Consider the following 14,021-nt stretch of genomic DNA (forward strand, 5'->3'; position numbering starts at 1 on the left):
TCGTTCTGAGCCAGGATCAAACTCTCAAGTTGAAAAGCACTTACATGCTTATCCTTGACGTTCGAACCTCTGCACATCACTTCCCGATCGGCTAAGATCGGGAATTGTCTCTGTTTGTTGTGCTTCGGGTTTCATCAGAAACCGAAAGCCGTACAAACAGTGAAGCTGACTATCCATCATCGGACCGAAATCCTAGGTAGTTGATATGTGCAGTTGTTTGTTCATCGAATGAACCAAACCGCCCACATATCTCTTCAGATACCAAATTGTCAAAGAGCGCGGACCCGAAAGTCCAGAGACAAAATCAACCGACTGCGCTAAATACTAACTAGCGCCGCCCGCTTCATAAACCTCAATAATGTGCCGCTTCGCTTCCCTCAAGAGCACCGCCCCGTCGTTCCGTCCCGCGTCCCAACCGCGCCTCAGCGCCGCCGGTGAAGGGGGTTCTAAGGTTATACCGGGAGACCCGCAACCCCTTTTTTCATCTAATGTGTGTGTTTTTTGAACTTTATGTGAAATATAATAAAGTCAATTACTTACATCACAACAGTTCTAGAAACGAACGCCTGAGACCGACAGGAATGCCGCTTTGCAGCGTTTGCGCCAACTATATCTTGGGTTATCCACAGACTTACCCACCAAACGCAGCGAGACTCAAAAATTCAGAGCAGACTCAGAACCGATGGGCCGCATGTCATCGCGCAAGAATCGCCGACAGCCGCCCAATGCCCGGACTATGCCAGTCGGACCCGATGACGGTATTTCAACCGAAGGGTCAGCAAGACGACCACCACGCCCAGATAGATCAGCGGCTCTACCGGGACTCCTTTCACCACCATGATGAAATGCGCCGCCCCCAGCAAAGCCACCGCATAGGTCAGGCGATGCAGTTTGCGCCATGTCTGCCCCAACCGGCGGATCGCGGCGTTGGTCGATGTCAGCGCCAATGGCAGCATCAGGACAAAAGCGGCCATGCCGATGGTGATATAAGGACGTTTGACGATATCGGCCCAGACCCGTGCCAGTGTCTGCACATCCAGCAGCGCCCAGATCAGCAGATGCGCCACGACATAGCTGAAGGCCAGTACTCCCAGCGTCCGGCGGAATTTCAGCAGGTTCACCCCTGCATAGCGCCGCAACGGCGTGATCGCCAAACCGGCGATCAACAGCTTCAGCGCCCATTCCCCATAGGCATGTTCCAGCGCCTTGACCGGATCAACGCCGAGCGCGCCGTTCCAGCCTTGCCAGAACAGATAGGCGATCGGCACAAGGCCAATCACATAGATGACCCATGTCGGCAGTTTGCGGGCCGTTCGATTGATCAGGTCGGTCATCTGATACATGGCCAGATCAGAAATGGGTCTTGAGGTTCATGCCACGATACAGCGACGCGACCTCGTCATAGCCGTTGAACATCGGCGTCGGCACCCGCTTGGTAAACAACCCGCCCCCGATCTTGCGCTCGGACCCTTGCGACCAGCGCGGATGATCCACCTCAGGGTTCACATTGCTGTAGAACCCGTATTCGCGGGCATTGGCCTTGTTCCAACTGGTCGGCGGCTGTTTGTCTGTCAGGGTGATGCGGACCACCGATTTGATCGACTTGAACCCGTATTTCCATGGCACCACCAACCGCAGCGGTGCGCCGTTCTGATTGGGCAGATCCTTACCATAGATCCCGGTCGCCATGAGGGTCAGCGGATGCATCGCCTCATCAAGGCGCAATCCTTCAACATAGGGCCAGTCCAGCACCGGCACTCGCTGCCCCGGCATTTCTTCGGGCCGCATCAGCGTTTCGAAGGCAACATATTTTGCGCTGTTCTGAACCCCGGCAAGAGCCAGCAGATCGGCCAATTCGAACCCGTTCCACGGAATCACCATCGACCAGGCTTCAACACAGCGGAACCGATAGATGCGTTCTTCTACCGTCATCGTCTTCAGAATGTCGTCGAAATCATAAGCACCGGGCCGGTCGACCATGCCGTCAATCTTGACCGTCCAGGGTGCAGTGGTCAGCTGACCGGCATGGCGGGCCGGGTCATCCTTGCCGGTGCCGAATTCGTAGAAATTGTTGTAGCTGGTCACCTCTTCCCAGCTATTCGGCGTCAGCGTCTCGGCCGCAGCCTGACTGCCCAGCCCGGTCAGACCGATCCCGGCCATCCCAGCCATCCCAGCCATGATCTGGCGTCGGTTCAAATAGGTCGTTTCGGATGTGACATCATTGTCGGTCAGTGTGTTTTTCCAGCGGCCAGCCATCGGGACATCCTTTTGTTGCGGTTGCGGTCAAGCTAACGCGCTGCCCCCAACGGGCCAAACCACATCGGCTCACAATCACGTGCCGGGGATGAAACAAATAAATTCCATATGCAAAGCTGCAAATATGTTTGACCTGAGTCAAAGCAATAGTGGCAATATTGGTTAAGTTCTTAAAGGATTATGCGGTCGCGCCGCGGCCGATACGGAGGAGGATTCCATATGAAACCGTTTATCCTTGCCGCGGCTCTTGCCGCAGCAGCAGCCACCACCGCTTTCGCTGACGGAATGGTCAGCTATTCCACAGAAGACAGTTTCGAAGACGTCGTGTTCGGATTGGAAAACGCAATTCTGGATCAGGGGCTGGTTATCGATGCTGTCAGCCATGTCGGGGAAATGCTGGAACGCACCCGGGCTGATGTTGGATCGAACGTGACGATTTTCACCCATGCGGATGTCTACAGCTTTTGTTCCGCCAATCTGTCGCGCAAGGTGATGGAGGCCGATCCGATGAATATCCGGTTCTGCCCTTACGACATTTTCGTGGCCGTACAGCCCGATACCGGCAAGACAACCATCGGCTACCGGGAATTCCCCGATGGTCCGATGCAAGAAGTGCAAGCATTGGTAGATACGATTACCCGCGCGGCGATCGGTATGGATTAAACTTGCACAATCGTCCGGCGATTTCGCCATTGCTTGAAAATCGAAACAGCCCCCGCTCAATCAGCGGGGGCTGTTTCGGTTTTTATCCCTTTTGGGACATAAACTTTGGCGCAACTTGGCCGCGGCGCGAACCTTACCCGATTCTTTTCCGGCCCGGTTTTGATTGCTTATCCGGGCCTGCATTCGGGTTAGGGGCGGGCAATTTCATGACCGAATTCACACAAGGAACCACTGCTGACGTTTCACTATCGAGTGCGATTGCCCAGATTATATTGACCTTCTGGATGGCAACGACACCTATTTCGGCGATAGTGACGCGGATCAGATTCTGGGTGGGTCCGGTGACGATTGCCCAAGAAAGGGCGCATACCGTCCTCACCGTCAGCAGCACCTATATGGTGACGCGACTGGATACGCTGGCCAGTAACATCGCGGCGGATGACTTCTGCTTCGCCTGATCCGATCCAGACACGCAAAAGCCCGCCCGGTTAAGGGCGGGCTTTTCTCTAGTCACCGGTTTTAGTGCACCACTGCATCTTCGGGCGGTTGCCGGTTCGAAGACCCGATCCGGTCGCCGATGATCAACCCATCGGCCCCGGCGGACACCACCAACCTGTCACCATCTTTCACATCCCCGGCCAGCAGCAATTCCGCCAACGGATCCTGCAGGGCGCGCTGGATCACCCGCTTCAGCGGACGCGCGCCAAAGACCGGATCATAACCTTCATCGGCAAGCCACTTCTTGGCGACGTCATCCAGTTCCAGCGTGATCTTGCGATCCACCAGACGTTTGGCCAGACGCTTGAGCTGAATTTCGACGATGCCATCCATATCGGCCCGGCCCAACCGGTCGAAGATGATGGTTTCGTCCAGACGGTTCAGGAATTCGGGGCGGAAATGGGCCCGCACCGCATCCATCACGTCGCGCTTGGCATCTGCGGCATCAGCCCCATCGGGCAATTGGCTCAGCGCCTGCGCCCCCAGGTTCGAGGTCAGCACGATCAGCGTTTGCTTGAAATCAACGGTGCGGCCCTGACCATCGGTCAGCACACCATCATCCAGCACCTGCAACAGCACGTTGAACACGTCCGGGTGGGCTTTTTCGACCTCGTCGAACAGCACCACCTGATAAGGCCGGCGCCGCACCGCTTCGGTCAGAACCCCACCTTCGTCATACCCGACATAGCCCGGAGGCGCACCGATCAGACGTGCTACGCTGTGCTTTTCCATAAATTCCGACATGTCGATACGCACCATCGCATTGTCGTCGTCAAACAGGAAATTGGCCACCGCTTTGGTCAACTCGGTCTTACCGACGCCGGTCGGCCCCAGGAACAGGAACGATCCCAGCGGACGATTTTCATCGTTCAGCCCGGCGCGCGCCCGGCGGACCGCATTCGACACCGCTTTGACCGCCAGATTCTGACCGATCACACGACGGTGCAAATCGTCTTCCATCCGCAGCAGTTTCTCGCGTTCGCCTTCCAGCATCCTGGCCGTCGGGATCCCGGTCCAGCGTTCGACCACAGCAGCAATCTGTTCGGGGCGGACGGCCTCTTCGACCATCATGCCCTGATCTTCCTGCGCTTCGGCATCGATCAGCTGCTTTTCCAGCCCCGGAATGACGCCATAGGACAGCTCCCCGGCCTTGGCCAGATTGCCTTCGCGCTTAGCGATTTCCAATTCGGCACGGGCATGGTCCAACTGTTCCTTGATATCACGCGCACCAGCCAGCTTATCGCGTTCAGCCTGCCATTTCGCGGTCATCTCGGCGCTCTGCTGTTGCAGATCCGACAGTTCCTTTTCCAGATTTTCCAACCGGTCTTTGGACGCTGCATCCTCTTCCAACTTCAGCGCCTCGACCTCGATCTGCATCTGCAGGATCTGACGATCCAGTTGGTCCAGTTCCTCGGGCTTGGAATCCACCTCCATCCGCAACCGGCTGGCGGCCTCGTCAACCAGGTCGATCGCCTTGTCCGGCAGGAACCGGTCGGTGATATAGCGGTGTGACAGGGTCGCCGCCGAAACCAATGCCGCATCCGAAATGCGCACGCCGTGATGCAGCTCGTATTTTTCCTTGATACCGCGCAGGATTGAAATCGTATCCTCGACGGTCGGTTCTTCTACCACGATGGGTTGGAACCGCCGTGCAAGGGCTGCGTCCTTTTCCACATATTTGCGGTATTCATCCAGCGTGGTGGCACCGATACAATGCAATTCCCCCCGCGCCAGGGCAGGCTTGATCAGGTTGGCCGCATCCATTGCGCCATCCGCCTTACCGGCACCGACCAGAGTGTGCATTTCATCGATGAACAGGATAATTTCGCCCGCAGCCGCTTCGATTTCCTTCAGGATCGCTTTCAGACGTTCCTCGAATTCACCACGGTATTTCGCGCCTGCGATCAATGATCCCATGTCCAGCGCCAGAAGCTTCTTGTTCTTCAGGCTTTCGGGCACGTCACCATTGATGATGCGCAACGCCAAGCCTTCGGCAATCGCGGTCTTACCCACGCCGGGTTCCCCGATCAGCACCGGGTTGTTCTTGGTCCGGCGGCTCAGCACCTGCATCGAACGGCGGATTTCTTCGTCCCGACCGATGATCGGGTCGATCTTGCCCTGTTCTGCGGCCTCGGTCAGGTCGCGGGCATATTTCTTCAGCGCGTCATAGCCTTCTTCGGCAGACGCGCTATCGGCAGTGCGACCCTTACGGATATCGTTGATCGCCCCGTTCAATTTCTGTGGCGTCACCGCACCGGCATCCAGCGCGTCCTTGGCCTTGGATTTGACCAGCGCCAGCGCCATCAACATCCGTTCCACCGGCACGAAACTATCGCCTGCTTTCTTGGCTATCTTTTCGGCTTCGTCCAGAACCCGCGCGGTTGCGTTGTCCATATAGACCTGACCGGCATCCCCAGACACTTTCGGCTGTTTGGCTACAGCAGCATCCACTGCCTCAATGACGCGTTCGGACGACCCGCCCGCGCGTGTAATCAGATTGGCCGCCAGCCCCTGATCGTCATCCATTAATGCTTTGAGTATATGTTCGGGCACCAAGCGCTGGTGATTTTCCCGCATCGCGATGGTCTGAGCCGCCTGAATGAAACCGCGCGACCGCTCGGTGAACTTGTTCAAGTCCATCGTATTCTCCTTTTCAAAAGCACCCTATCTGCGTAGCGCCCGCTTCGCGGCACGCCCTATGTTCGGGCCTCAAAAGTGAGGTGGGAACTCCGAAAGGATAGTTCAAGACCCCTCCCTCAGCACATCTGTAAAAACAGCTGGTTCAATCGTACTTTAAGTATAACCCAAATTTAACACCATGATCGTTAGTTTCAAAGAACCAGTGCAGGGCGTATTTATGTATATTACTCAGATCGAAGTTTCGCAGATGCAGGGAAATTCAGAATCGGGCCAAGCGTCCGGTTTCGTGTCATTCGACTCTGACATGGGCCATGTGCAAATGCACTGCGCGGTGACCGACGTAACCCCGACCAGTTGCCACCGCGCATTGATTTCCGAAGCGTTGCGTCAGCTGGGCCGGATGCCGGAATACCGGAATGGCCGCCGAACCTTGTCCTTTGCCCCTGGAATTCTGGCCGCCGAACCCGCCGCTGCTTGACGACTTGGCGATATCCCGCGAAAAGGGCGCAACCTTGCAGGAGCACCCTTCTCATGTCCGATGATCGTCTGATCGTAGCCCTCGATGTTCCCAACGCCCTCGAAGGTCTGAACCTGGCTGAACAGCTGGGCGATGCCGTATCCTTCTACAAAATCGGCCTTGGAATGCTCACCGGCGGTGGGCTGGCGCTGGCCAATGAGTTGAAACAGGATCACGGCAAACGCATCTTTCTGGACATGAAACTGTTCGATATCGGTGCCACGGTGGAAAGCGCAGTGCGCGGGCTGGCGCAATTCGATATTGATTTCCTGACCGTGCATGGCGATCCGCATGTGGTCCGCGCCGCCAAGGAAGGCGCAGCAGGCAAGGATCTGAAAATACTTGCGGTGACGATCCTGACTTCGCTGGATCGCGATGATCTGGACGCCAGCCTGATCAAACCCGGCACAATGGCCGATCTGGTGGTCGAACGCGCCGCCCGCGCTTTCGAAGCCGGTGCCGACGGCATTATCGCTTCACCGCAGGAAGCCGCCCTGATCCGTGCCTTGCCGCAGGCTTCTGGCCGTCTGATCGTCACCCCCGGTGTGCGCCCGGCCGGGGCCGCCTTGGGCGATCAGAAACGCATTGCCACACCGGCTCAGGCGGTGGCCGATGGCGTCGATCACATCGTGGTCGGTCGCCCCGTCTGGCAGGCAAAAAATCCGCGCGCGGCAGCCGAAGCGATCCTGACCGAAATGAACAGCCCGCAGGCCAAATCGCCCAATCACTGAACAGCCGCAGCGCCGGCGGTTCTTTATCCTTCACGGTCGCGCAGATAAATCCGCAGCCGTTCGGCGAAATGCGGGATTGCCTTGGGGTGCGCAAGATAAGTTTCGGCCTGCATCATCTGCCAACGCTGCCCTTCATCGCCCAGCTTGATATCGTCCATCCGCGCCGCTGGTAAATGCGCCGCGTAGAACCATACCGGCAATTGATCGTCACGCGGGAAAATCTGCTTCCACACCAAATCGCCGGGAACCAGACGGATCGACAATTCCTCTTCGGTTTCGCGGATCACGCATTGTTCGGGTGTTTCGCCAGGATCGCGTTCGCCCCCCGGAAAATCCCAGTAATCCGGCCAAGGGATATGGGAAAAATCATCCCGCAAGATTACCGCCAACTGCTCGCCCACAAAAAGCATCAACTTGGCGCCGGCGAATGCTGTAACGTTACTCTGAATACCCATATACCTATCCTTGCCTGCTCAAAGGAAACGCCGTTTCTATGCCATCGCTTTGTCGAGATTGCATGACAGATTTTGACACTGGCCCGCGCTGCCCTTCCTGCGGCAGCCCCAGACTCGTGCAACATCCTGAACTGTTTTCATTATCGATTGCCCACATGGACTGTGATGCATTCTATGCCTCGGTTGAAAAGCGCGACAATCCCGAACTGGCTGACAAACCCGTGATCATAGGCGGCGGGCGGCGCGGCGTGGTGTCGACCGCCTGCTATGTCGCCCGGATTCGCGGCGTGCATTCGGCGATGCCGATGTTTCAGGCGCTGAAGCTTTGCCCCGACGCGGTGGTGATCCAACCCCGCATGCAGGTCTATGCCGAAGTCTCGCGCGATATCCGGCAGATGATGCAGGACCTAACACCGGATGTGCAGCCGCTGTCTCTGGACGAAGCGTTCATGGATCTGTCGGGGACAAGTCGGCTGCATCACGCACCGCCCGCAGTGATGCTGGCGCAGTTGGTCAAACGGATGAAGGACGAATTGGGCGTGACCGGGTCGATCGGGCTCAGCCATAACAAATTCCTCGCCAAGGTCGCGTCAGACCTGCAAAAGCCGCGCGGGTTTTCAGTGATCGGCAAGGCCGAGACAGCGGATTTTTTGCGCGACAAACCGGTTCGGATGATCTGGGGCGTCGGTCAGGCCACCCAGACCGCGCTGGACAAGGCCGGGATTCGCACCTTCACCGACCTCTTGCGATGGGATCGGGACGACTTGAATATGCGCTTTGGATCGATGGGGGATCGATTGTGGCATCTGGCCCGAGGCCAAGATCGGCGCCGGGTTACGGCACATGAACCGATGAAATCGATTTCCAATGAAACGACCTTTTTCGAAGACACCAGCGCTCCCGACATTTTGGACGGCCACCTGTGGCGGATGGCGGAAAAAGTCGCCGACCGCGCCAAGGCCAAGGGACTGGCGGGCCGTGTCGTCACCCTGAAGCTCAAGCGATCCGATTTCAAATCCCTGACGCGCCGACACAAGCTCTATGATGCGACCCAGTTGGCCGACACGATTTACCGCAATGCACGGTCGCTTTTCGATCAGATCCCCGGAACCGGCCCCTATCGACTGATCGGTGTCGGATTGTCCGAACTGTGCCCCGAAGATCAGGCCGGGCTGGCCGGTGACCTGCTGGACCCCGAAGCAGGCAAGCGCAGCAAGGCCGAACGCGCCACCGATGCGATCCGTGAACGGTTCGGCAAGGACATGATCAAGAAAGGCAGATCACTGCGCTGATCACTCCGCTGCCAGCTTTGCTTCCCTTGCCCCGATATCCGCTATCCGCGCGATGATATCGCGCAGCACGGTGCGGAACGCGTTGAAATTGTTGTTCGGCCGGATCATCTGTTCGTTCATATATAGCGACCGGTCGATTTCGATCTGAATTGCATGTTGGCGCCGCGACGGGCGCCCGTAATGCTGCGCCGTATAAGCCCCGGCAAAAGGGGCATTGCGCGACACCCGAAACCCGGCTTCCAGAAAAGCAGTTTCAATTTGCTCGACGATATCGGCCCCGGCGGCCGCGCCAAACCGATCCCCCAAAACGATATCGGGTCGGGGGACGCCCGGACGCACCACGCTATCAACCGCCTCATGTGGCATCGAATGGCAATCGATCAGAATCGCTTCACCAAAACGGGTGTACGAATCGCTCAGCAACTTCTGCAACGCGGTGTGATACGGTAACCAATAGATGCTGATCCGTCTGTCGGCCTCTTCCCGGGGGATCTTGCCGTTATAAATCGCGCGGCCATTGGCGACCACGCGCGGGATAATGCCAAGACCCGAAGCGATTCGCGGATTATGCCCGCCACTGCGCACCCCTTCGATCAGCGCCGGGTCCAATTCGTCGGCGCTGCGGTTAAGATCGATAAAGGCGCGCGGCGCCCCCGCCAGCAACAGCGGGGCCCCGAAACGCGGGGCGCAATCGAAAAGCCTGTCTACAAAGGCATCTTCCGAACTGCGAATCGAATACTCATTCAAAACTGTGCGTCGTAAAAACGACGCGGGATAATCCCGGCCACTATGCGGAGATGCGAAAACCACGCTGGTATTGCGTGTTTCGGGGTGTATTAACTCGAACGCGACCTTGGGCAACGGAGACTCCATATTTGGAAAATACCTTAGCCTGAATATTCTTGTCGCCAAAAGCCCTTGATCCCCCCGCCGACTCCTTTTATAGGGTCCGAACCGGCGCGGAATTCCGCGCCCCTTTCTTTGGGGCTCGGGGCCAAACTGGACAAATACGGGCGATTAGCTCAGCGGTAGAGCACTTCGTTGACATCGAAGGGGTCACAAGTTCGATCCTTGTATCGCCCACCATTTACTTCGCTTCACATGAAGCGACCCGCAACCCAGGCGCAAAGGCGCGCCGCGAATGAAGGAGATAGGCCATGAAGGTCAAGAACTCGCTCCGCTCGCTGAAGCAGCGTCACCGCGACTGCCGTGTCGTGCGCCGCAAAGGCCGCGTTTACGTCATCAACAAGACTCAGCGACGCTTCAAAGCCCGTCAGGGCTGAGTACAGCTTACAAGACTTTTTGAAAAACCGCTCTGAGCATCAGAGCGGTTTTTCTGCTGCCTGCACCCTGCGAACGTCCATCACACGCCCGGTAGCGCAATAACCCCGATTTTCGATGCGATCCTGTAAGAAAACGCCGCGAGCACCTATATCTCTGATCTGCGTCATGAACTGTTCATCCGAATCATCGCATGGATAGGTCAGGAAATGTGAAAAGGGATCCGCAATGACCGCGCCTACTGCAAAACCGAATGTCGTGAAACTGCCCGATCCCGAGGCCCCCAAGCCATCCGCCATTGGGTCCAATCCGCAGCAGTCCCACAACCCTGTACATCCTCCTCAAATTCATCATCCAAATGATGCACTGGACCGGTCAATACGCGCAGCGATGTCGAAACTGACCTCCGGCATGTCCCCCTATGCAGCGTCAGAAGCATGGGTCGACTGGGCCGCGCATCTGGTCACCGCGCCGGGGCGGCAACTGGAACTGCTGGATCATGCGCAGAAAAACATGTTCAAACTTGCGTCCTTCGCCGCCGATCAATTCAGCCAGGATCCAAAGCCACCTTTCAAACCAAAACCCACCGATCATCGCTTCACCGATCCAGATTGGGCCAAGCCACCGTTTTCAATGCTGCAGCAAAGTTTCCTGTCGATTCAGGATTGGTGGGATCACGCCACCAATGACCTGCCCGGTGCGCAAAAGAAGAACACCGATCGCGCCGCCTTCATGATCCGGCAGATGCTGGATGCTGCATCACCGTCCAACCTGCCGATGCTGAACCCTGAAATCATTAAGAAGGCGCGCGAAACCAAAGGCGATTCCTTTGTTGAAGGGTTAAAAAATCTGGCTGAGGATATTCAGCAATACATCACTGACGATCCCGTTGAAGTGCCTGACGAATTCCGTGTCGGCGAAGCTTTGGCAGCAACGCCGGGCGAAGTGGTGTATCGCAATACCCTGTTCGAACTGATCCAGTACAGCCCGCAAACCGACAAGGTTCATGCCGAACCGATCCTGATCGTGCCGGCCTGGATTATGAAATATTACATCCTTGATCTCAGCCAGCATAATTCGCTGATCCGGAACTTGGTAACGCAGGGCTTTACCGTGTTCGCGATTTCTTGGGTCAACCCGACCGCGGAACAAAGCGACCTGTCGATGGATGATTATCGCCAGAACGGGGTGATGGCCGCAATCGACGCGATTTCTGACATCGTGCCGGATCAGAAAATCCACGCCTGCGGCTATTGCCTTGGCGGTACCATCCTGTCGATTGCCGCTGCGACCATGGCGCGGGACGGCGATGACCGACTGGCCTCGATCACGCTTCTGGCGGCGCAGACAGATTTCACCGAAGCCGGTGAATTGATGCTGTTTCTGGATGAAAGCGAATTGAGTTACCTCGAAGCCATGATGTGGGCACAGGGTTATCTGGATAACAAACAGATGAGCGGTGCCTTTCAGGCGCTCCGGGCCGAAGACCTGATCTGGACCCGCGCGGTACGGCGGTACTTGATGGGGATCGACGAAAAACAGGCCGATATTTCAGTCTGGAATCAGGACGCAACCCGGATGCCCTACAAGATGCATTCGCAATACCTGCGCGGGCTGTTTCTGGAAAACCGGCTTTCTGCGGGCCGCTTCGCGGTCGACGGTAAGGTGATCGCGCTAAAGGATATCAAGGCTCCGCTCTTTGTCCTCGCCACCGAAAAAGACCACATCGCGCCCTGGCGGTCGGTATATAAGACCAAACTTTTCACCGATGGGGACCTGACTTTCGTTTTGACCAAGGGCGGCCATAACGGCGGCATTCTCAGCGAACCGGGCCATAAGGGGCGGCATTATCGCATCGGATTCCGTCCCGCCGACGCGCTTTACAGCGATCCCGACAGCTGGGTCGCCGCGCATGATCCCAAAGATGGGTCATGGTGGCTGGAATGGAATGACTGGCTGCAAAAAGCCCAATCCGGTGCCGAACTGGTCGACCCTCCCTCAATGGGGGCCCCGGACAAGGGCCTTCCGCCACTGGTCCCGGCCCCCGGTACTTATGTGTTCCAGAAATAGCCTAGCGCGACATTTCCCTGGTCAACCGCACCATTGTTTGTTGCGACACATAACCGGTCACCGCCAGTCCGGTGGCCTGCTGGAACCCTTTCAACGCCGTGCGCGTCCGGTCGTCGAAATTCCCATCCACCGGACCGGGATCAAACCCGGTCTGCGACAAGGCCTGCTCCACCATCAGTCGTGAAACCGGGTTGCCCGCGATCGTGCGCTCCTCGGCCTTGGCCTTTTCTATCGCAGCAAGATCGGCGTTGCGCCGTTCCAATTGGGCAATACGGTCCCTTGCCTCTGCGACATGGCGGCTGTTGGGAAAAGATTGAACAAAGCCGCGATACGCGGCAATGGTGTTTTGCTGCATAGCGCTGTTCCACGCGGCGGTCTCGGTCCGGTTGCTGTCCATTTCGTCCAGTTTTCGCCGCGCCGTTTGGGCATAAACCCCATCGGGAAAGCGATCGAGATAAGCGCGAAGCCCTTCAACGGACCCCAATGCGCCGGTCTGATCCCAATACGCGCGATCCTGACGTTCCTGATCTGTCCTGACTTGTGCCGCTTCGCGCTGAATCTGCGCCAGTTGTGGCGCGGTCAGATAGGACGTTTCGGCATGACCCCGGCTTGTTTGATACCGCGAAATCGCGGCCCGTGTCGCCCTGCCGAAGATACCGTCGGCACCGCCGGTATTGAACCCAAGAATTGTCAGGTCCCGCTGCAACTGCTGCCGCGCGGCGCGGCTCAACCCCAAAGCGCCTTCTACGGCTTCGGCCTGACGCCGCGGTTCGTCTTCCACCGAATTGATCAATCTTTGCGCCTCAGTGGCGAACAGTCCTTTCGGAAATCGGTTGAGATAGGCCCGATATGCTTCGGGGCTATCGATATCGCGCACCGCGCTCCAATAAGCCGTATCGCCTTGATCGACCGGATCACTGCCGCCCCTGCCAAGCGCAATATCGTTGGGCAGATAGCCCCTAAGCGCCACACCGTCCGGCAGGCTGCGCGCGATCTGACCCAGCGGCTGCCGCGCCGCCAGAAGCATATCCCGGATCACCGGTTTGATCGCTTCGGTCGGCCCGGTCAGCACCGCAACACCCTGGGAGGCGGATAATTTTCTGGCCCCGACCCGCAATCCCGGCCCGGCCCCTTCACGGCTGCTCCAGGACGGTGCAACCACCAATACCCCATGCCCCTGAAAGGTCCCAAGCAGCCGGTCAATTTCAGCCAGAGACACCCCGTAACGCCCGGCATTCAGGTTCGACAACCCACGATATTCGCGCCCCAACAGCCAACTGTCGTTGAACGACGCCACCACACGCCCGGACAGAAGCACGACAATGCGGTCCACATCACCATCGCTCAGCGTCTGCCGAAACGACTCGATCGAACGGATCATCGTCTCGGTTTTCCAATCCTGCCCGCCAAAGACCTGAAACCCGGCCCCTCTCAGCATATTGGCCCATTCGTCATAAGATGCCGATTCCGGCTCCGCAGTGGCGGAATCATAGGATTTGTTCGACAGGATCAGGGCATAGTCCGCAGCCAGTGCCCCGCCTCCCCACACCAAGGTCGCGGCAACAAGACCAGCAAGACGTATTTTAAAGCGCATGACAGACCTCCCTAAGGTTCTGCC

At 57.4% G+C, this 14,021-nt stretch carries 14 protein-coding genes and 1 tRNA gene; 8 read left to right on the forward strand and 7 right to left on the reverse strand.

Going from position 1 to position 14,021, the window contains the following annotated elements:
- Positions 1-734: 734 nt before the first annotated feature.
- Together msrQ and msrP are read right to left on the reverse strand one after the other, a co-directional pair.
- Positions 735-1,343, reverse strand: a complete 609-nt coding sequence (msrQ, locus tag TG4357_RS08355) for a protein-methionine-sulfoxide reductase heme-binding subunit MsrQ (RefSeq protein ID WP_058262438.1) — start codon at positions 1,341-1,343, stop codon at positions 735-737.
- A 7-nt stretch (positions 1,344-1,350) separates the two neighbouring features.
- Positions 1,351-2,256 carry a protein-methionine-sulfoxide reductase catalytic subunit MsrP gene (msrP, locus tag TG4357_RS08360; protein WP_058262439.1) on the reverse strand — a complete coding sequence of 302 codons (906 nt, stop codon included), beginning with the start codon at positions 2,254-2,256 and terminating at the stop codon, positions 1,351-1,353.
- Between the two features lie 219 nt (positions 2,257-2,475).
- On the opposite strand from msrP, the gene TG4357_RS08365 reads away from it, so the two are divergent.
- Together TG4357_RS08365 and TG4357_RS19285 are read left to right on the forward strand one after the other, a co-directional pair.
- Complete coding sequence (locus tag TG4357_RS08365; protein WP_058262440.1) at positions 2,476-2,919, forward strand: DUF302 domain-containing protein; 444 nt, start codon at positions 2,476-2,478, stop codon at positions 2,917-2,919.
- Between the two features lie 206 nt (positions 2,920-3,125).
- Positions 3,126-3,377, forward strand: a complete 252-nt coding sequence (locus TG4357_RS19285) for a hypothetical protein (RefSeq protein ID WP_139193698.1) — start codon at positions 3,126-3,128, stop codon at positions 3,375-3,377.
- 61 nt (positions 3,378-3,438) lie between these two features.
- On the opposite strand, the gene clpB is transcribed toward TG4357_RS19285, so the two are convergent.
- A complete protein-coding gene (gene clpB / locus TG4357_RS08375; protein ID WP_058262442.1) occupies positions 3,439-6,057 on the reverse strand; it encodes an ATP-dependent chaperone ClpB in 2,619 nt (872 codons plus the stop codon).
- Between the two features lie 217 nt (positions 6,058-6,274).
- On the opposite strand from clpB, the gene TG4357_RS08380 reads away from it, so the two are divergent.
- Both TG4357_RS08380 and pyrF read left to right on the forward strand, forming a co-directional pair.
- Positions 6,275-6,535: a hypothetical protein gene (locus tag TG4357_RS08380; RefSeq protein ID WP_058262443.1), complete on the forward strand. Its 261-nt coding sequence runs from the start codon at positions 6,275-6,277 to the stop codon at positions 6,533-6,535.
- Between the two features lie 53 nt (positions 6,536-6,588).
- Positions 6,589-7,305: an orotidine-5'-phosphate decarboxylase gene (gene pyrF, locus TG4357_RS08385; RefSeq protein WP_058262444.1), complete on the forward strand. Its 717-nt coding sequence runs from the start codon at positions 6,589-6,591 to the stop codon at positions 7,303-7,305.
- Between the two features lie 23 nt (positions 7,306-7,328).
- Here the strand turns inward: pyrF and TG4357_RS08390 are convergent, their stop codons facing one another.
- Positions 7,329-7,760, reverse strand: coding sequence for an NUDIX hydrolase (locus TG4357_RS08390; protein WP_058262445.1), 432 nt, complete (start codon positions 7,758-7,760; stop codon positions 7,329-7,331).
- 38 nt (positions 7,761-7,798) lie between these two features.
- On the opposite strand from TG4357_RS08390, the gene TG4357_RS08395 reads away from it, so the two are divergent.
- Positions 7,799-9,052, forward strand: a complete 1,254-nt coding sequence (locus tag TG4357_RS08395) for a DNA polymerase IV (RefSeq protein ID WP_058262446.1) — start codon at positions 7,799-7,801, stop codon at positions 9,050-9,052.
- Here TG4357_RS08395 and TG4357_RS08400 read toward each other — a convergent pair whose 3' ends face one another.
- Complete coding sequence (locus TG4357_RS08400; RefSeq protein WP_058262675.1) at positions 9,053-9,913, reverse strand: N-formylglutamate amidohydrolase; 861 nt, start codon at positions 9,911-9,913, stop codon at positions 9,053-9,055. It lies immediately after the preceding gene.
- 150 nt (positions 9,914-10,063) lie between these two features.
- On the opposite strand from TG4357_RS08400, the gene TG4357_RS08405 reads away from it, so the two are divergent.
- Both TG4357_RS08405 and ykgO read left to right on the forward strand, forming a co-directional pair.
- Positions 10,064-10,138, forward strand: a tRNA-Val gene (locus tag TG4357_RS08405).
- Positions 10,139-10,209: 71 nt separating this feature from the next.
- A complete protein-coding gene (ykgO, locus tag TG4357_RS08410) occupies positions 10,210-10,335 on the forward strand; it encodes a type B 50S ribosomal protein L36 (RefSeq protein WP_012177066.1) in 126 nt (41 codons plus the stop codon).
- Positions 10,336-10,374: 39 nt separating this feature from the next.
- Here ykgO and TG4357_RS19680 read toward each other — a convergent pair whose 3' ends face one another.
- Positions 10,375-10,632: a hypothetical protein gene (locus TG4357_RS19680; protein ID WP_168370956.1), complete on the reverse strand. Its 258-nt coding sequence runs from the start codon at positions 10,630-10,632 to the stop codon at positions 10,375-10,377.
- On the opposite strand from TG4357_RS19680, the gene TG4357_RS08415 reads away from it, so the two are divergent.
- Positions 10,562-12,403, forward strand: coding sequence for a PHA/PHB synthase family protein (locus TG4357_RS08415; protein WP_074647243.1), 1,842 nt, complete (start codon positions 10,562-10,564; stop codon positions 12,401-12,403). The genes TG4357_RS19680 and TG4357_RS08415 overlap by 71 nt on opposite strands.
- A 1-nt stretch (position 12,404) precedes the next feature.
- Here TG4357_RS08415 and TG4357_RS08420 read toward each other — a convergent pair whose 3' ends face one another.
- On the reverse strand, positions 12,405-13,997 hold the full coding sequence (locus TG4357_RS08420; protein WP_058262447.1) for a peptidoglycan-binding protein: 1,593 nt from the start codon (positions 13,995-13,997) through the stop codon (positions 12,405-12,407).
- Between the last annotated feature and the right edge of the window lie 24 nt (positions 13,998-14,021).

Origin of the sequence: Thalassovita gelatinovora (genome assembly GCF_001458355.1) — a bacterium.
In the GTDB taxonomy this organism is placed as follows: Bacteria; Pseudomonadota; Alphaproteobacteria; order Rhodobacterales; family Rhodobacteraceae; genus Thalassobius; species Thalassobius gelatinovorus.